This is a genomic window from Enterobacter sp. BIDMC 27 (assembly GCF_000534415.1).
Taxonomy (GTDB): domain Bacteria; phylum Pseudomonadota; class Gammaproteobacteria; order Enterobacterales; family Enterobacteriaceae; genus Enterobacter; species Enterobacter hormaechei_C.
The window spans coordinates 1,653,133-1,671,477 of sequence record NZ_KI973178.1 but is presented as its reverse complement, the minus strand read 5'-3'; the positions used below and the strand labels follow the sequence as shown (position 1 = coordinate 1,671,477).

At 55.2% G+C, this 18,345-nt stretch carries 14 protein-coding genes; 7 read left to right on the top strand and 7 right to left on the bottom strand.

Features of this window, described 5'->3' with window-relative positions; translation table 11 throughout:
• Positions 1-47: 47 nt before the first annotated feature.
• From lpdA to pdhR, 4 genes are all read right to left on the bottom strand, one after another.
• Complete coding sequence (gene lpdA / locus L463_RS14650; protein ID WP_003856313.1) at positions 48-1,472, bottom strand: dihydrolipoyl dehydrogenase; 1,425 nt, start codon at positions 1,470-1,472, stop codon at positions 48-50.
• 175 nt (positions 1,473-1,647) lie between these two features.
• Entirely contained in the window at positions 1,648-3,543 is a 1,896-nt protein-coding gene (gene aceF, locus L463_RS14655) for a pyruvate dehydrogenase complex dihydrolipoyllysine-residue acetyltransferase (RefSeq protein ID WP_017694504.1), read from the bottom strand.
• A gap of 14 nt (positions 3,544-3,557) precedes the next feature.
• Positions 3,558-6,221, bottom strand: coding sequence for a pyruvate dehydrogenase (acetyl-transferring), homodimeric type (aceE, locus tag L463_RS14660; RefSeq protein WP_003856315.1), 2,664 nt, complete (start codon positions 6,219-6,221; stop codon positions 3,558-3,560).
• A 123-nt stretch (positions 6,222-6,344) separates the two neighbouring features.
• Entirely contained in the window at positions 6,345-7,109 is a 765-nt protein-coding gene (gene pdhR, locus L463_RS14665) for a pyruvate dehydrogenase complex transcriptional repressor PdhR (protein WP_015572686.1), read from the bottom strand.
• Between the two features lie 537 nt (positions 7,110-7,646).
• Between pdhR and aroP the strand changes: the two genes are divergently transcribed.
• The 3 genes from aroP (at position 7,647) to L463_RS14680 (ending at position 11,540) form a co-directional block, all read left to right on the top strand.
• Positions 7,647-9,017: an aromatic amino acid transporter AroP gene (gene aroP / locus L463_RS14670; protein ID WP_015572685.1), complete on the top strand. Its 1,371-nt coding sequence runs from the start codon at positions 7,647-7,649 to the stop codon at positions 9,015-9,017.
• A gap of 164 nt (positions 9,018-9,181) precedes the next feature.
• A complete protein-coding gene (locus tag L463_RS14675; protein ID WP_023295923.1) occupies positions 9,182-10,579 on the top strand; it encodes a glycoside-pentoside-hexuronide (GPH):cation symporter in 1,398 nt (465 codons plus the stop codon).
• 10 nt (positions 10,580-10,589) lie between these two features.
• The gene (locus L463_RS14680; protein ID WP_032103185.1) at positions 10,590-11,540 is read left to right on the top strand and encodes a glycoside hydrolase family 43 protein; all 951 of its coding nucleotides are present in this window, start codon (positions 10,590-10,592) and stop codon (positions 11,538-11,540) included.
• An 18-nt stretch (positions 11,541-11,558) separates the two neighbouring features.
• Here L463_RS14680 and ampE read toward each other — a convergent pair whose 3' ends face one another.
• Entirely contained in the window at positions 11,559-12,413 is an 855-nt protein-coding gene (ampE, locus tag L463_RS14685) for a beta-lactamase regulator AmpE (protein ID WP_003856320.1), read from the bottom strand.
• On the bottom strand, positions 12,410-12,973 hold the full coding sequence (gene ampD / locus L463_RS14690; RefSeq protein WP_023295921.1) for a 1,6-anhydro-N-acetylmuramyl-L-alanine amidase AmpD: 564 nt from the start codon (positions 12,971-12,973) through the stop codon (positions 12,410-12,412). The genes ampE and ampD overlap by 4 nt, the downstream gene beginning before the upstream one ends.
• Positions 12,974-13,060: 87 nt before the next feature.
• Between ampD and nadC the strand changes: the two genes are divergently transcribed.
• The 4 genes from nadC to hofC all read left to right on the top strand — a co-directional run bounded on the left by nadC (position 13,061) and on the right by hofC (position 17,132).
• Complete coding sequence (gene nadC / locus L463_RS14695; protein ID WP_015572681.1) at positions 13,061-13,954, top strand: carboxylating nicotinate-nucleotide diphosphorylase; 894 nt, start codon at positions 13,061-13,063, stop codon at positions 13,952-13,954.
• A 174-nt stretch (positions 13,955-14,128) separates the two neighbouring features.
• Positions 14,129-14,566 carry a prepilin peptidase-dependent pilin gene (gene ppdD, locus L463_RS14700; RefSeq protein ID WP_032673122.1) on the top strand — a complete coding sequence of 146 codons (438 nt, stop codon included), beginning with the start codon at positions 14,129-14,131 and terminating at the stop codon, positions 14,564-14,566.
• Between the two features lie 12 nt (positions 14,567-14,578).
• Positions 14,579-15,958, top strand: a complete 1,380-nt coding sequence (gspE, locus tag L463_RS14705) for a type II secretion system protein GspE (protein ID WP_015572679.1) — start codon at positions 14,579-14,581, stop codon at positions 15,956-15,958.
• Complete coding sequence (hofC, locus tag L463_RS14710) at positions 15,948-17,132, top strand: protein transport protein HofC (RefSeq protein ID WP_032103182.1); 1,185 nt, start codon at positions 15,948-15,950, stop codon at positions 17,130-17,132. Before gspE ends, hofC begins: the two co-directional genes overlap by 11 nt.
• Positions 17,133-17,165: 33 nt before the next feature.
• Here hofC and L463_RS14715 read toward each other — a convergent pair whose 3' ends face one another.
• A complete protein-coding gene (locus L463_RS14715; RefSeq protein ID WP_017383777.1) occupies positions 17,166-18,209 on the bottom strand; it encodes a GMP reductase in 1,044 nt (347 codons plus the stop codon).
• Positions 18,210-18,345 lie beyond the last annotated feature (136 nt).

Below are 18,345 nucleotides of genomic sequence, written 5' to 3'. Positions count from 1 at the left end.
GCGCATAAAAAAAGCGGCCTGAGGCCGCTTTTTTCATCTGAAGAAACTTATTTCTTCTTCGCTTTCGCGTTTGGCAGGTCCGTAATGCTACCTTCAAACACTTCTGCCGCCAGGCCCACGGACTCGTGCAGAGTCGGGTGAGCGTGGATGGTCAGCGCGATGTCTTCCGCGTCACAGCCCATTTCGATAGCCAGACCGATTTCACCCAGCAGCTCGCCGCCGTTGGTACCGACAATCGCACCACCGATCACGCGGTGAGTCTCTTTGTCGAAGATCAGTTTGGTCATACCGTCTGCGCAGTCGGATGCGATAGCACGGCCAGAAGCAGCCCACGGGAAGGTGGCGGTTTCGTAGCTGATGCCTTTCTCTTTCGCTTCTTTCTCAGTCAGACCGACCCATGCAACTTCTGGCTCGGTGTAGGCGATAGATGGGATCACTTTCGGATCGAAGTAGTGCTTCATGCCGGCGATAACTTCAGCGGCAACGTGACCCTCGTGAACACCTTTGTGCGCCAGCATTGGCTGACCGACGATATCGCCGATAGCAAAGATGTGCGGCACGTTGGTGCGCAGCTGTTTGTCAACGCGGATGAAGCCACGGTCGTCCACTTCCACGCCAGCTTTGCCCGCGTCGAGGTTTTTACCGTTCGGCACACGACCGATAGCCACCAGCACGGCGTCGTAACGCTGTGGTTCGGAAGGGGCTTTTTTGCCTTCCATGGAAACGTAAATACCGTCTTCTTTCGCTTCAACGGCAGTCACTTTGGTTTCCAGCATCAGGTTGAATTTCTTGCTGATGCGTTTGGTGAAGACTTTAACGATGTCTTTGTCGGCAGCCGGGATAACCTGGTCGAACATTTCAACCACGTCGATCTCTGAACCCAGCGCATGGTACACGGTACCCATTTCCAGACCGATGATACCGCCGCCCATAACCAGCAGGCGCTTAGGAACGGTTTTCAGCTCCAGCGCATCGGTGGAATCCCACACGCGTGGATCTTCATGTGGAATGAATGGCAGTTCGATTGGGCGAGAGCCTGCCGCGATGATCGCGTTGTCGAAGTTAATCACGGTCTTGCCGTTTTCGCCTTCCACTTCCAGGGTGTTCGCACCGGTGAATTTACCCAGACCGTTTACCACTTTCACTTTACGGCCTTTGGCCATACCCGCCAGACCGCCGGTCAGCTGAGTGATAACTTTCTCTTTCCAGGTACGAATTTTGTCGATGTCGGTTTTCGGCTCGCCGAAGACGATACCGTGTTCAGCCAGCGCTTTGGCTTCTTCGATAACTTTCGCTACGTGCAGCAGCGCTTTAGAAGGGATACAGCCGACGTTCAGACAAACACCGCCGAGGGTGCTGTAACGTTCTACGATGACGGTTTCCAGACCTAAATCCGCGGCGCGAAATGCTGCGGAGTAACCTGCCGGGCCTGCCCCAAGTACTACGACCTGAGTTTTGATTTCTGTGCTCATCATGACCTCTTAATGTATACCCGTCGTCCACCGGGTCGTTCTATCCGCCCGTATTTTACAAAATTGTTAACAATTTTGAAACAACAAACGGCTCACGAATTATCGCTTTCACCAATAACCTCAAAAACCCCATGAGATTATCAGAAAAAAGCCGGCCGACTGGCCGGCTTTTCGATTACATCACCAGGCGGCGAATGTCGCTCAGCATGTTGTTGATGATGGTGATGAAACGCGCACCATCAGCCCCGTCGATCACGCGGTGGTCGAAGGACAGAGAGATTGGCATCATCAGACGCGGCACGAACTCTTTGCCATTCCACACCGGCTCCATCGCGGACTTGGACACACCGAGGATAGCCACTTCCGGCGCGTTCACAATCGGCGCGAAGTGGGTGGTACCCAGGCCGCCGATGCTGGAGATAGTGAAGCAGCCGCCCTGCATTTCGCCGGCAGTCAGCTTACCATCACGCGCTTTTTTGGAGATGGTGGTCAGTTCACGGGACAGCTCAGTGACGCTCTTCTTGTTCACGTCTTTGAAGACCGGAACAACCAGACCATTTGGCGTATCAACCGCAACACCGATGTTGATGTACTTCTTCAGCGTCAGCTTCTGGCCGTCTTCGGACAGGGAGCTGTTGAAGCGAGGCATCTGCTCAAGGGCAGCGGCAACCGCTTTCATGATGAAGACCACTGGAGTGAACTTCACGTCCAGCTTACGCTTCTCAGCTTCGGCGTTCTGCTGTTTACGGAACGCTTCCAGATCGGTGATATCGGTCTTATCGAAGTGGGTAACGTGCGGGATCATTACCCAGTTACGGCTCAGGTTAGCACCCGAGATTTTCTGGATACGGCCCAGTTCCACTTCTTCGATTTCACCGAACTTGCTGAAGTCCACTTTCGGCCATGGCAGCATGCCCGGGATACCGCCACCGGCAGCAGCAGGTGCAGCTTCGGCGCGTTTCACCGCATCTTTCACGTAAGCCTGAACGTCTTCGCGCAGGATACGGCCTTTACGACCAGTGCCCTTCACTTTCGCCAGGTTCACACCGAATTCGCGCGCCAGGCGACGAATCAGCGGAGTCGCGTGGACGTAAGCGTCGTTTTCAGCGAACTCAGATTTTTCTGCTTTAGCAGCAGGGGCAGCAGCCGGTTTAGCAGCCTGAGCCGGTGCAGCAGCCGGTGCCGGAGCAGCCGCGGCAGCTGGAGCGGCGGCAGGTGCTGCGCCTTCCACTTCGAAGACCATGATCAGAGAGCCGGTAGAGACTTTGTCGCCGGTGTTGATTTTGATCTCTTTAACGGTACCGGCGAACGGCGCAGGCACTTCCATAGAAGCTTTGTCGCCTTCAACGGTGATCAGTGACTGTTCAGCGGCAACTTTGTCGCCCACTTTTACCATCACTTCGGTCACTTCAACTTCGTCACCGCCGATGTCCGGTACGTTAACGTCTTTCACGCCGCCAGCAGCCGCTGGTGCAGCAGCCGGAGCCGGAGCAGCTTCCGCTTTCGCTGGAGCCGCAGCGCCTTCAGCGCCCGCCACTTCGAAAATCATGATCAGGGAACCTGTAGACACTTTGTCGCCGGTGTTGATCTTGATCTCTTTAACGGTACCCGCGAACGGTGCCGGCACTTCCATAGAGGCTTTGTCGCCTTCTACGGTGATCAGTGACTGCTCGGCCGCAACGGTATCGCCCACTTTCACCAGGATTTCAGTGACTTCAACTTCGTCACCGCCGATGTCAGGCACGTTCACTTCTTTCGCTGCCGCGGCCGCTGCTGGAGCAGCAGCAGGTGCGGCTTCTTTCTTCTCTTCCTGCGCAGGTGCAGCAGCTGCTGCACCGTCGGCGGAATCGAAAATCATGATCAGTTTACCGGTCTCGGTTTTATCGCCAACAGAGACTTTGATCTCTTTAACGATGCCAGCCTGAGGAGACGGGACTTCCATAGAAGCTTTGTCGCCTTCTACGGTGATCAGCGACTGTTCAGCTTCAACTTTGTCGCCCACTTTGACCAGGATCTCGGTGATTTCAACTTCATCAGCCCCGATGTCCGGTACATTGATTTCGATAGCCATTATTCTTTTACCTCTTACGCCAGACGCGGGTTAACTTTATCTGCATCGATGTTGAATTTGGTGATTGCGTCTGCAACCACTTTCTTATCGATTTCGCCACGTTTAGCCAGTTCGCCCAGTGCTGCTACTACCACGTAGGAAGCATCAACTTCGAAGTGGTGACGCAGGTTTTCGCGGCTGTCAGAACGACCGAAGCCGTCAGTACCCAGTACGCGATAATCATCAGCTGGAACGTAAGTACGAACCTGCTCAGCGAACAGTTTCATATAGTCAGTAGACGCCACCGCTGGCGCGTCGTTCATCACCTGAGCGATGTACGGAACGCGTGGGGTTTCCATTGGGTGCAGCATGTTCCAGCGCTCACAATCCTGGCCATCACGCGCCAGTTCAGTGAAGGAGGTAACAGAGTACACATCGGAACCCACACCGTAGTCTTTCGCCAGGATCTGCGCTGCTTCACGAACGTGACGCAGGATAGAACCGGAGCCCAGCAGCTGAACTTTACCTTTGCTACCTTCGATGGTTTCGAGTTTGTAGATACCTTTACGGATACCTTCCTCGGCACCTGCTGGCATTGCCGGCATGTGGTAGTTTTCGTTCAGGGTGGTGATGTAGTAGTAAATATTCTCTTGCGCTTCACCGTACATGCGCTGCAAGCCGTCATGCATGATGACTGCCACTTCGTACGCGTAAGACGGGTCGTAAGAGATACAGTTAGGGATAGTCAGAGACTGAATGTGGCTGTGACCATCTTCGTGCTGTAGACCTTCACCGTTCAGGGTCGTACGACCAGAAGTACCACCGATCAGGAAGCCGCGAGCCTGCTGGTCGCCTGCCTGCCAGCACAGGTCACCGATACGCTGGAACCCGAACATGGAGTAGTAGATGTAGAACGGGATCATCGGCAGGTTGTTGGTGCTGTAAGAAGTCGCAGCAGCCAGCCAGGATGCGCCTGCACCCAGTTCGTTGATACCTTCCTGAAGGATCTGACCTTTCTCGTCTTCTTTGTAGTATGCAACCTGCTCACGGTCCTGCGGGGTGTACTGCTGACCGTTCGGGCTGTAGATACCGATCTGACGGAACAGACCTTCCATACCGAAAGTACGCGCTTCGTCGGCGATGATTGGAACCAGACGATCTTTGATCGACTTGTTCTTCAGCATCACGTTCAGGGCACGAACGAAAGCGATAGTGGTAGAGATCTCTTTGTTCTGCTCTTCCAGCAGCTGAGAGAAATCTTCCAGCGCTGGCAGTTCCAGCTTCTCGGTGAAGTTAGGCTGACGAGCAGGCAGGTAGCCTTTCAGCGCCTGACGACGTTCGTGCAGGTACTTGTGCTCTTCAGAACCTTCCGGGAAGGTGATGTAAGACAGTTTTTCTACCTGCTCATCGGTCACTGGAACGTTGAAACGGTCGCGGATATAACGCACGCCGTCCATGTTCATTTTCTTAACCTGGTGAGCGATGTTTTTACCTTCTGCGGTATCACCCATGCCGTAACCTTTGATGGTGTGGGCCAGGATCACAGTCGCTTTACCTTTGGTTTCACGCGCTTTTTTCAGTGCAGCGTAAACTTTCTTCGGATCGTGACCACCGCGGTTCAGCGCCCAGATCTGCTCGTCAGTCCAGTCTGCAACCAGGGCTGCGGTTTCAGGATATTTGCCGAAGAAGTGCTCACGAACGTAGGCACCGTCTTTGGATTTGAAGGTCTGGTAGTCGCCGTCAACGGTTTCGTTCATCAACTGGATCAGTTTACCGCTGGTGTCTTTACGCAGCAGCTCATCCCAACGACCGCCCCACATCACTTTGATCACGTTCCAGCCAGCACCTGCGAAGATGCCTTCCAGTTCGTTGATGATCTTGCCGTTACCGGTTACCGGACCATCCAGACGTTGCAGGTTACAGTTGATGATGAAGCACAGGTTGTCCAGCTTCTCACGGGTCGCGATGGTGATCGCGCCTTTAGATTCTGGCTCATCCATTTCACCGTCGCCCAGGAAGGCGTAAACGGTCTGCTCAGAGGTGTCTTTCAGACCACGGTGTTCCAGGTACTTCAGGAATTTAGCCTGATAGATCGCACCGATTGGACCCAGACCCATAGATACGGTCGGGAACTGCCAGAACTCAGGCATCAGTTTAGGGTGCGGGTAAGAAGACAGACCCTTACCGTGAACTTCCTGACGGAAGTTGTTCATCTGCTCTTCAGTCAGACGACCTTCCAGGAAGGCACGTGCATAGATGCCCGGAGAGATGTGGCCCTGGAAGTACACCAGATCGCCGCCATCTTTCTCGTTAGCTGCACGGAAGAAGTGGTTGAAGCACACTTCGTAAATGGTCGCAGAAGACTGGAAGGACGCCATGTGGCCACCCAGTTCCAGGTCCTTCTTGGATGCGCGCAGAACGGTCATGATGGCGTTCCAGCGGATAGCAGAACGGATACGGCGTTCCAGATCCAGATTGCCCGGGTATTCCGGTTCGTCTTCGACGGCAATCGTGTTTACGTAGTTGCTAGCCCCTGCACCTGAAGCCACTTTCACGCCGCCTTTGCGTGCTTCTGAAAGCAGCTGATCAATCAGATACTGAGCGCGCTCAACACCTTCTTCACGGATGACCGATTCGATCGCCTGTAGCCAGTCGCGAGTTTCGATCGGATCCACGTCATTTTGGAGACGTTCTGACATGGGGGTATTCCTTATCTATCTAATACGTTGATTTGTCTGGAACCTGTCCCATTGTATTTTCGCCAGAAAACACAATAAGACAGGTTCTGCGTTTAGTTGCCGCGCTCTAAAAGTACCTGGCGCTTAATCCTTTCGTTGCTGTATGCGGCGTAATGAACGTTCGCGACGCGATTGTTCACGGCTGCGGTCCAGCAAGATTTCCTCAATGAAAGCCAGATGGCGGTGCGACGCTTCGCGCGCCTGCTCCGGTTCCCCGGCCATTATCGCCTCGAATACTCGGGTGCGATGGTTGCTTACCAGCGGGAGCATCTCCCGACGGGCATACAACAATTCAAAATTCTGACGAACGTTCTGGGCCAGCATCGGCTCCATGCAGCGTAGCAGATGGAGGAGCACCACGTTGTGCGCCGCTTCGGTGACGGCAATTTGATACTGGACGACGGCATTGGACTCGGCGTCTAAATCGCCGGACTGCTGTGCCCGTTCAATGGCCTGATGCAGCTCGCGAATACGTACGCGGTCTTCATCAGTGCTGCGAAGGGCGGCGTAATAAGCCGCGATACCTTCCAGCGCGTGACGGGTCTCAAGCAGATCAAACTGGGATTCTGGGTGGTCAGAGAGAAGTTCTACCAGCGGGTCGCTGAAGCTCTGCCACAGGCTGTTTTGCACAAAGGTTCCGCCACCCTGGCGACGGAGCAACAGGCCCTTTGCTTCGAGACGTTGAATCGCCTCACGCAGAGAGGGGCGTGAAACGTCGAACTGTTTTGCCAGCTCGCGTTCTGGCGGGAGCTTCTCGCCCGGGCGCAGTGTCCCTTCGAGAATTAAAAACTCCAGCTGCTGCTCAATCACATCGGAAAGTTTTGGTTGGCGAATTTTGCTGTAGGCCATATTCCCTGTCTTACGCCTTTTTGCCCGGAGTCAATTGGTCTTACCAATTTCATGTTCGTATCGCTAAAGTAACAAAGTATTCACCTTCTGTCCATATTGGTTTTGATTGAAATCAGTAAACCCGGCACATTTTAACAACCTTACAGAACTAACGTTTCAGGAATGTAACTTTGCACAAATGAAATGGTTACTACCAAAGAGGCAGTTTTAACCATAATGAAACGAGGGTTTTTGCAATCTGAAGCGATTCAACAAAGCAAAAAATGAAAATTCGCCCTCTTCTGACGCATTTCTATTCTATAGGTTGGGGTATGAGGGGTTAACGTACCGATTTACAATTGGTTTCTTTTTATTCAAGTCGTCTTCATCCCTTCATAAAGCAGGTGCATTCGCTGGCACTTACCACTATTCTTGCGCTAACGGAAGCCATCTCCGCTTTTTTCGGTATCGTTAACCGTAAAGAAATAAATACAGAATATGGACTTTCATAATTACACACGCACAGCGTGAACATAACAACCACACACGAGGTTTCAAATGGAAGCTCAACAGCATGGCGATCAGCTAAAGCGCGGCCTTAAAAACCGCCATATACAGCTCATCGCCCTGGGCGGTGCTATTGGTACTGGCCTGTTTCTGGGCAGTGCATCGGTTATCCAGTCGGCCGGTCCGGGCATTATTCTGGGGTACGCGATTGCGGGTTTTATTGCATTTCTGATTATGCGCCAGTTAGGTGAAATGGTTGTTGAGGAGCCGGTCGCAGGCTCATTCAGCCACTTCGCCTATAAATACTGGGGCAGCTTCGCAGGTTTCGCCTCGGGGTGGAACTACTGGGTTCTGTACGTTCTGGTTGCCATGGCCGAGCTGACCGCCGTTGGGAAATACATTCAGTTCTGGTACCCGGAGATCCCCACCTGGGCGTCTGCGGCGGCCTTCTTCGTCATTATCAATGCCATTAACCTGACCAACGTAAAAGTGTTTGGTGAGATGGAGTTCTGGTTTGCCATCATCAAAGTGATTGCCGTTGTAGCGATGATCATCTTCGGCGGCTGGCTGCTGTTCAGCGGCAACGGCGGTCCGCAGGCCACCGTGCGCAACCTTTGGGAGCAAGGCGGGTTCCTGCCGCACGGCATGACCGGTCTGGTGATGATGATGGCAATAATTATGTTCTCCTTCGGCGGTCTGGAGCTGGTGGGCATCACCGCCGCGGAAGCCGACAACCCGGAGCAGAGCATTCCGAAAGCCACTAACCAGGTTATCTACCGTATTCTGATCTTCTATGTGGGCTCCCTGGCGGTCCTGCTCTCCCTGCTGCCATGGACGCGCGTGACGGCGGATACCAGCCCGTTTGTGCTCATCTTCCACGAGCTGGGCGACACCTTCGTGGCGAACGCGCTCAACGTCGTGGTGCTGACCGCCGCGCTCTCCGTTTATAACAGCTGCGTTTACTGCAACAGCCGTATGCTGTTCGGCCTGGCGCAACAGGGCAACGCACCGAAAGCGCTGCTTACCGTTGATAAGCGTGGCGTACCGGTTAATACCATCATCGTGTCGGCGGTCGTGACGGCGCTGTGCGTTCTGATTAACTACCTGGCACCGGAATCTGCCTTCGGTCTGCTGATGGCGCTGGTGGTTTCCGCGCTGGTGATTAACTGGGCGATGATTAGCCTCGCGCACATCAAGTTCCGCCGCGCCAAGCACCAGCAGGGCGTAACCACGCGCTTCCCTGCCCTGCTCTATCCGCTGGGGAACTGGGTTTGCCTGCTGTTCATGGCAGCTGTGCTGGTCATCATGCTCATCACCCCAGGCATGGCGATTTCCGTCTACCTGATCCCGGTCTGGATTGCGATCCTCGGCGTGGGTTATATGGTGAAACAGAAAAATGCCAAAACGGTGAAAGCGCACTAAGTGTTTTCTCGCTGTACTCGCGGTTGCGGGTACAGCGTCTTGTTACCTTCCTCACAAATTCGCGCCCACAGCAAAATCCTCCATATCACCGCCTTTATATTGCAACGCATATATTCGTTTGCCAGCGAATAATTCTCTCCATACCGAAACCCGGAGAGCTGTCGATGAATAACAACAAACTGTCAGTAAAAGAAAAGATCGGCTATGGCATGGGTGACGCCGGATGCAACATTATCTTTGGCGCCATCATGTTATTTGTTAACTACTTTTATACGGATATTTTTGGTCTGGCTCCTGCACTGGTTGGCGTTTTACTCCTGTCCGTACGCGTCATTGATGCCGTCACGGACCCAATTATGGGCGCGATTGCCGACCGTACCCGCAGCAAATATGGCCGGTTTCGTCCATGGCTGCTGTGGATTGCCTTCCCCTATGCGCTGTTCAGCATTCTGATGTTCACCACGCCGGAGTGGAGCTATAACAGCAAAGTAATCTATGCCTTTGTCACCTACTTCCTGCTGTCGCTGACCTATACCGCCATCAACATTCCGTACTGCTCGCTCGGCGGCGTGATCACCAACGACCCGAAAGAGCGCGTTGCCTGCCAGTCCTACCGTTTTGTTATGGTTGGTATCGCCACGCTGCTGCTGTCGCTGACGCTCCTGCCGATGGCCGACTGGTTCGGGGGAGATGACAAAGCCAAAGGCTACCAGATGGCAATGACCGTGCTGGCGCTGATTGGAACCTGTATGTTCCTGTTCTGCTTCGCCACCGTGCGGGAGCGCGTGCGTCCGGCAGTGCAAACCCATGACGAACTGAAAAACGACCTGAAAGACGTGTGGAAGAATGACCAGTGGGTGCGGATCCTGCTGTTAACCCTGTGCAACGTCTGCCCTGGCTTTATCCGCATGGCGGCCACCATGTATTACGTCACCTGGGTCATGGGGCAAAGCACCCATTTCGCCACGCTGTTTATCAGCCTGGGCGTGGTCGGCATGATGTTCGGCAGTATGCTGGCGAAAGTGCTGACCGACCGCTGGTGTAAGCTGAAGGTCTTCTTCTGGACCAACATCGTGCTGGCGATTTTCTCCTGCGCCTTTTACTTCTTCGACCCGAAAGCGACGACAACCATTGTCGTGCTCTACGTCCTGCTGAACATCCTGCACCAGATCCCGTCACCGCTGCACTGGTCGCTGATGGCCGACGTGGACGACTACGGTGAATGGAAAACCGGGAAACGCATCACCGGGATCAGCTTCTCCGGCAACATCTTCTTCCTGAAGCTGGGTCTGGCGATTGCCGGGGCAATGGTCGGCTTCCTGCTCTCCTGGTACGGCTACGACGCGGGCGCAAAAGCGCAGAGCGCGGATGCCATCAACGGGATCGTGCTGCTGTTTACCATCATTCCCGGCATTGGATACTTAATTACCGCGGGCGTAGTACGTCTGCTGAAAGTGGACCGTGAGACCATGAAGCAGATCCAGTCCGATCTGGAAAAGCGTCGCACCAACTATCGCGAGCTGAACGATTATCAGGAACTCAAAGCCGCTGAGACTAAATAAGGAAAGCCGAATGCAAACCTGGCCAAACCCGTTTATTGAACAACGCGCCGACCCGTATATCCTGCGTCACGATGGGCAATATTACTTTATCGCCTCCGTGCCGGAGTACGATCGGCTGGCGATCCGCCGCGCGGACTCGCTGGAAGGTTTACGCGATGCCGAAGAGGTGATTGTCTGGCGCAAGCCCGACACCGGCCCGATGAGCCAGCTGATCTGGGCACCGGAACTGCATCATATCGACGGCAGGTGGTACATCTATTTTGCCGCCACGCATACCCAGGCGCTTGATCAGCTCGGGATGTTCCAGCATCGCATGTTTGCCATTGAACGCGCAGACGGCGATCCGCTCACCGGTACGTGGGTGGAAAAAGGGCAAATCAAAACCCCGTTTGACACCTTCGCGCTGGATGCCACCACCTTTGTTCATCAGGGTAAACGCTGGTATCTGTGGGCGCAAAAAGCCCCGGACATTTCCGGTAACTCCAATCTTTACCTGTGTGAAATGGAAAATCCGTGGACGCTGAAAGGCGAGCCGGTGATGCTCAGTAAACCGGAATATGACTGGGAGTGCCGTGGGTTCTGGGTCAACGAAGGCCCGGCGGTGCTGTTCCATGGCGATAAGCTGTTTATCAGCTATTCCGCCAGCGCCACCGACGAGAACTACTGCATGGGATTACTGTGGGTAGACCTGAATGCCGATCCGCAAAACCCGGCTAACTGGCATAAATCCCCGCGCCCGGTGTTCGTCACCAGCTACGAAAACCGTCAGTATGGGCCAGGCCATAACAGCTTTACGCAGACGCCGGAAGGCGAAGATGTGCTGGTCTACCACGCGCGAAACTACACTGAAATTGAAGGCGATCCGCTTTACGATCCCAATCGCCATACTCGCCTGAAACTCGTCCGCTGGAACGAAAACGGGATGCCTGACTTCGGCATCCCGCCTGCGGATACGCCGTAACAGCTTCGGCGCGCTGGCTTAGACCAGCGTGCCGTAAATCGTCAGCAGCGCCACAATCACCACCACCACAAAGGATGTTTTCTTCGCCATCGAGACGGCAGCTTTTGGCGTTGCGACTTTGTCCGTGTGCGGCTCACGCGCCAGCGAGAACTGTGCCAGTCGGGTTAAAACCTGATACTGCGAGGTATGGCGGTCTGCAAGGGAGACAAACCACGCGGGCAGCGCCTTTTCACCGTGACCGATGAGGGCATAGACCACGCCTACCAGACGCACCGGAAGCCAGTCGAGCACGTGCAGGATGGCATCAATGCCGGACTGTAGACGTTCATGCGGCGTAAGATAGCGGGCAAGCCAGGTCTGCCAGGCGCGCAGGAACGCATAACCCATCAGCAGAACCGGCCCCCAGGGTCCGCCCACCACGAACCAGAACAGCGGCGCCAGGTAGTAACGGAAGTTAATCCACAGCAGCGCGTTTTGCAGCTCCCGCAGAAACTCGCGTTCATCGCAATCCGGCGGTACGCCGTGGATCATCGTCAACTCGCTCGCCATCGCGCCGCGCGCGTGGGCATCATCCCGGGAAGCGGCTTTCAGATACGCGTGATAGTGCAAACGCACCTTGCCCGCGCCAATACACAGCACGCCGAGCAGGATCCACACCACCAGCAGCGGCACGTTGAAAAAGAGGCCGTAAAGCGAGCGCAGCAACAGGAACGTAATCGCCATCACGCCTGCCGCCATCAGCAACGTGCGCAGCATGGAAAAATGCCTGATGCGGCGGAATAACACCTCCAGCCGATGATCCAGATGCCAGTGCTCGCCGAGCTTAAACAGGCGTTCAGCGATCATAACCAGCAGCATGGTAAACAACGTCATGTTATCTCCTTATCTGACGACGTGGTAAGCATGGCGTGAAACCGGGACCAGTCAAACGCCGGGCCGGGGTCGGTTTTTCTTTCGGGGGCGATGTCGCTGTGCCCTGTAATATTGTCTGCAATGGCGGGATAGCGCCCGATTAACGTTTGCGTTACAGCAACCAGTTTCTCATATTGCGCATCGGTGTAAGGCGTGGTGTCCGTTCCTTCCAGTTCAATTCCAATGGAGAAATCATTGCACCGCTCGCGCCCCTGATACATCGACACGCCGGCATGCCAGGCTCGCTTATCAAAAGGAACATACTGAACCACTTCGCCATCACGACGGATCAGACAGTGCGCCGATACGCGCAGATGCGCAATCTCAGCAAAGAAGGGGTGGACATCGGGATCTATCGTTCCAGTGAATAACGCATCGATCCACGGACCGCCAAACTCACCCGGCGGGAGACTAATATTGTGAACCACCAGCAGTGTGGGCTTTTCATCCTCCGGGCGGCAGTCGTGGTGCGGCGACGGTACATGCCGCGCGTCCACCAGCCATCCGTTTTCTAACAACATGCTGGAACTCCTTATCTATGGTGCTGTTACTCGGTTCAGAGTAGCATGTTTCAATATTATGATTCGTTACCAATTTGGAGTTTTATCATGCCGCCTCGCCGCTATAACCCCGACCACCGACGTGACGCGCTTCTGGAACGTATTAATAGTGATATCCCGGCAAGCGTTGCCCATGCCCTGAAAGAAGATCTCGGCGGCGACGTCAGCGCCGATAACGATATTACCGCCCAATTGTTGCCAAAAGAGACACGCTCGCATGCGGTGATCATCACCCGCGAAGCGGGGGTTTTCTGCGGCAAACGCTGGGTTGAAGAGGTCTTTACCCAGCTGGCAGGCGACGAGGTGCAGGTAACATGGCACGTTGAAGACGGTGATGCGGTCACGGCGAATCAGCCACTGTTCGAGCTGGACGGCCCGTCCCGCGTCTTGCTGACCGGCGAACGCACCGCGCTCAATTTTGTGCAAACGCTCTCTGGCGTTGCCAGTGAAGTACGCCGCTACGTTGACCTGCTGGCAGGCACCCGCACGCAGCTGCTGGATACCCGTAAAACCCTGCCGGGCCTGCGCACCGCGCTGAAATACGCGGTACTCTGCGGTGGCGGCGCCAACCATCGTCTGGGGCTCTCCGATGCCTTCCTGATCAAAGAGAACCACATTATTGCCTCTGGCTCGGTGCGTCAGGCCGTGGAAAAGGCCTTCTGGCTGCATCCGGATGTGCCGGTCGAAGTGGAAGTGGAAACGCTGGAGGAGCTGGACGAGGCCATTAAAGCGGGGGCTGACATCATCATGCTCGATAACTTTGACACGGAGCAGATGCGTGAAGCGGTCAAACGCACAAACGGCCAGGCGCAGCTTGAGGTGTCCGGCAACGTGACGTTCGACACCATCCGCGAATTTGCTGAAACCGGCGTCGATTACATCTCCGTTGGCGCCCTGACCAAGCACGTCCGCGCCCTCGACCTCTCGATGCGCTTCAAATAAATTATCCTCCCCTCTCCGCCCGGAGAGGGGAAATACGAAACCGCTCGCAATTACGCTGTCCTTCTCTGCAACACTGAATCATTTCCCTGAAAGCCCCTTCACGTTCACGCTTTTGTCCCTCGTTTCTGCATGCTGGCACTGCCACAGTAGCGCCACTTAACGTAAGGAGCAGACATGAACAGACAACAAGGATTTACCCTGATTGAGCTAATGGTGGTCATTGGCATTATTGCCATCCTGAGCGCCATTGGCGTTCCGGCCTATCAGAACTACCTGCTAAAAGCGGCGCTCACCGATATGCTGCAAACGTTCATCCCCTACCGCACCGCCATTGAGCTTTGCGCCCTGGATCGTGGTGGTGTGGATAGCTGCGACGCAGGCACCAATGGCATCCCCTCCCCGACAACCACACGTTACGTTTCAGCGATGAGCGTGGCAAAGGGGGCCGTATCGTTAACAGGGCAGGAAAGCCTTAACGGACTTGAAGTGCTCATGACACCGATCTGGAGCGACGGTAACGGTATGACGGGCTGGACGCGTGACTGCAAAATTGCGTCCGACACGGCGCTCAGACAAGCCTGTGAAGATGTTTTCCGCTTCGACAACAACTGACAGGAGTGGACAATGAATACCGAACAGCTAATGACGCTCTGTCAGCGCCATCACGCACTGCTACTCGCAAGCGACACCGATATGATCAGCATTGCGGTGGTGGGTAATCCTGCCTCTGAGCTGATGGAAGCGTTACGCTTCGCCACGCAGAAGCGTATTGATATTGAGTGCTGGACGGCAGAACGGATGGAAAAACGGCTTCAGTCCGTCTCATCATCACACCTGCCGGGCATAGCGCCAAACTCAGCCGCTGACGTGCTCAGTACAACCTTGCAGCAGGCAGTAAACCAGCGGGCTTCTGACATCCATATTGAACCGACGGAGCACGGCTACCAGATCCGTTTGCGAATCGACGGTGTTCTCTACCCGCAACTGCCGATCTCTGCCGCCCTCGGGACGACGCTTGCCGCACGTCTGAAGGTGCTGGGTCAACTGGATATTGCGGAGCGCCGCCTGCCGCAGGACGGCCAGTTTACGGTGGAGCTGGCAAGCGTCCCCGTCTCTTTTCGTATCGCAACCCTTCCCTGTAGTGGTGGAGAAAAAATCGTGCTTCGTCTGCTTCACCAGGTACAGCAGGCACTGGAGCTTGAACAGCTGGGGATGAGCGCAGATCAGCAGGCCCGTTTTGCCGGGGCGCTTAACAGCCCTCAGGGGTTGATTCTGGTCACCGGCCCGACCGGTAGCGGGAAAACAGTGACGCTGTACAGCGCGTTACAGGCGCGAAATACCCCTGACGTCAATATTTGCAGCGTGGAAGATCCCGTTGAAATCCCGCTTGCAGGCTTAAACCAGACGCAGATTAATCCGCGTGCGGGGCTGACCTTCCAGAGCGTGCTGCGTGCCCTGCTCAGGCAGGATCCTGACATCATTATGGTGGGTGAAATTCGTGACGGCGAAACGGCAGAAATTGCCATTAAGGCGGCGCAAACCGGGCATCTGGTGCTGTCCACCCTGCATACTAACTCAACGACTGAAACGCTGGTACGGCTGCAACAGATGGGCGTCGCGCGCTGGATGATCTCTTCGGCGCTCTCGATGGTGATTGCCCAGCGACTGGTGCGCCGTTTATGTCCGTACTGCCGACAGGAAGCCAGCCGCCACACCGAATTACCCCGCACGCTGTGGCCCCGGCCGCTTCCTCGCTGGCAACCCACCGGCTGCGATCGCTGCTACCACGGTTTTTATGGTCGCGTAGCCATTTTTGAAGTGCTCGTCATCGACGACACGCTGCGGCAGGCCATCGCCAGCGGAGCAAGCACGGAGGTGATTGGGTCCAGCGCTCGTCAGGCGGGAATGACCTCTTTGTTTGAGCATGGCTGCATGGCCGTAGAGCAAGGGCTGACCACGCTCGAAGAGCTGTTGCGCGTCCTGGGAATGCCCGATGGCTGCTAATTCGCTCTGGCGCTGGCGTGCCCTGAACACCGAGGGGGAGGTGCAAACCGGCACCCTCTGGGCCATCGACCGTGACGCAGCTTACACGGCTCTGGTGCTTAAACAACTGCACCCGCTGGCGCTAAAACGCTGTCAGCAGCGCCAGCGATGGCAGGTGCAGCACTGCTACGATATTTTTCGCCAGCTCGCCACGCTGCTACAGGCTGGACTCACGCTATCCCAAAGCCTGCACATGCTGGCGGAACAGCATCCTTTGCAGCACTGGCAGGCGCTGCTGCACAGTCTTGCTGATGACCTGAGCGAAGGTTGCGCCCTGTCAGAGACCATGAAGAAATGGTCAGAGGTGTTTAGCCCTCTTTATGTCTCAATGGTGAAGACGGGTGAGCTGACGGGTAAGCTCGAAGCCTGCTGCCGTCAGCTTGCGCAGCAACAAAAATCCCAGCAGCAGCTCAGTGCGAAGGTGAAGAAAGCGCTGCGCTATCCGCTGATCATCCTGACGCTGGCCGTTTTCGTGGTGCTGGCGATGGTCACGCTGGTTTTGCCTGAGTTTGCTGCAATCTACAAAACGTTCAACACCCCGCTCCCTTTGCTCACGCAGGCAGTCATAGGGCTGGCGGCCTTGGTTCAGGCGCATATCCTCACCCTTTTGACCCTGCTCGTGGCAATGGTTGTCATCGCCTGTAAGCTGCGGCGGCATCCACGCTGGCAGTATGTTTTGTTACACGTACCGGTTATGGGCACGCTGACGCGCGGGCAAAAACTGGGACAGATTTTTACCGTGCTGTCATTAACCCAGCAGGCCGGAATTGCCTTTTTACAAGGACTGGAGAGTGTGGAGGAGACCGTTGAGAGGGGCTACTGGCAGGAGAAACTCCGTGAGATACGCAGCGATATCGAACAGGGGATGCCCGTGTGGTCCTCCTTCCAGAAGGCCTCTGTTTTTACGCCACTGTGTATTCAGCTCATTCGCACCGGAGAAGTGTCGGGTTCACTGGATGTGATGCTGATGAATCTGGCCCGCCACCATACGGAACAGACATTTCAGCAGGCAGACAATCTGGCGGCGCTTCTTGAGCCTTTGCTACTGGTCGTGACGGGTCTGATTATTGGCACGCTGGTGGTGGCAATGTATTTGCCGATTTTCCATCTGGGGGATGCAATGAGCGCGGGGTAACGCTGGCGCACGGACGCGCGCCAGCCGTAGCCGTCAGAGGCTATTGAATACGCGGTTTTCCTGCTCCTGAACGCGGATAAACGTCGTGCGTTTCGTCAGCTCTTTCAGGCGGGAAGCACCAACGTAGGTGCAGGCAGAACGCAGACCGCCGAGGATATCGCGCGCCGTGTTTTCGACCGGACCACGCAGTGGCAGCTTAACGGTTTTGCCTTCCGCCGCACGGTATTTCGCGACACCGCCCACGTGACGGGTCATCGCGGATTCAGAGCTCATTCCGTAGAACAGCATGAATTTCTCGCCGTTCTCTTCTACCACGGTACCGCCGCTCTCTTCGTGGCCAGCCAGCATGCCGCCGAGCATCACGAAATCCGCGCCGCCGCCGAAGGCTTTCGCGACATCGCCTGGCATGGTGCAGCCACCGTCGCTGATGATCTGGCCGCCCAGACCGTGCGCAGCGTCAGCGCATTCAATTACCGCAGACAGCTGCGGATAACCCACACCGGTTTTCACGCGCGTGGTGCAAACGGACCCCGGGCCAATGCCAACTTTTACAATGTCGGCCCCGGAGAGGATCAGCTCTTCACACATTTCACCGGTCACCACGTTGCCCGCGATGATGGTTTTGGTTGGCCAGGCCTCACGTGCCTTGCTGACGAACTGAACGAAATGCTCGGAATAACCATTTGCCACGTCAATGCAGACAAAATTCAGCGCTGGATTGGCGTTCAGGATCTGTTTGGTTTTCTCGAAATCTGCATCAGAGGTACCGGTCGAGACCATCACATGCTTCACCACGTCAGCCGAGGCGGAGGCGACAAACGCATCCCACTCTTCAGCGCTGTAGTGTTTGTGTACCGCAGTAAGGATGTCGAATTGCGCCAGTGCGGTCGCCATCTCGAAGGTCCCGACGGTATCCATGTTGGCCGCGATAATCGGCACGCCAGACCACGTCTGACCGGAATGCTTAAAGGTGAATTGACGTTCGAGTTCAACGTCTGAGCGGCTTTTCAGTGTAGAGCGTTTAGGGCGGATAAGAACGTCTTTGAAACCTAACTTCAGATCTTCTTCGATACGCATGTGCGGATTCCTGGGGTTAGAGGCAAATATATTAAAAGCACAACTCCAGTGACGCTATCATACGCACTAATACCTGCTCCGCAAGACTGCGAAATTCTCTTTTTTTACGCTACAATCCTATAAATTTACCTGGTAA

Coding starts and splice junctions, on each gene's coding strand:
- lpdA (WP_003856313.1), bottom strand. CDS start 1,472: ATGAGCACAGAAATCAAAACTCAGGTCGTAGTACTTGGGGCAGGCCCG.
- aceF (WP_017694504.1), bottom strand. CDS start 3,543: ATGGCTATCGAAATCAATGTACCGGACATCGGGGCTGATGAAGTTGAA.
- aceE (WP_003856315.1), bottom strand. CDS start 6,221: ATGTCAGAACGTCTCCAAAATGACGTGGATCCGATCGAAACTCGCGAC.
- pdhR (WP_015572686.1), bottom strand. CDS start 7,109: ATGGCCTACAGCAAAATTCGCCAACCAAAACTTTCCGATGTGATTGAG.
- aroP (WP_015572685.1), top strand. CDS start 7,647: ATGGAAGCTCAACAGCATGGCGATCAGCTAAAGCGCGGCCTTAAAAAC.
- L463_RS14675 (WP_023295923.1), top strand. CDS start 9,182: ATGAATAACAACAAACTGTCAGTAAAAGAAAAGATCGGCTATGGCATG.
- L463_RS14680 (WP_032103185.1), top strand. CDS start 10,590: ATGCAAACCTGGCCAAACCCGTTTATTGAACAACGCGCCGACCCGTAT.
- ampE (WP_003856320.1), bottom strand. CDS start 12,413: ATGACGTTGTTTACCATGCTGCTGGTTATGATCGCTGAACGCCTGTTT.
- ampD (WP_023295921.1), bottom strand. CDS start 12,973: ATGTTGTTAGAAAACGGATGGCTGGTGGACGCGCGGCATGTACCGTCG.
- nadC (WP_015572681.1), top strand. CDS start 13,061: ATGCCGCCTCGCCGCTATAACCCCGACCACCGACGTGACGCGCTTCTG.
- ppdD (WP_032673122.1), top strand. CDS start 14,129: ATGAACAGACAACAAGGATTTACCCTGATTGAGCTAATGGTGGTCATT.
- gspE (WP_015572679.1), top strand. CDS start 14,579: ATGAATACCGAACAGCTAATGACGCTCTGTCAGCGCCATCACGCACTG.
- hofC (WP_032103182.1), top strand. CDS start 15,948: ATGGCTGCTAATTCGCTCTGGCGCTGGCGTGCCCTGAACACCGAGGGG.
- L463_RS14715 (WP_017383777.1), bottom strand. CDS start 18,209: ATGCGTATCGAAGAAGATCTGAAGTTAGGTTTCAAAGACGTTCTTATC.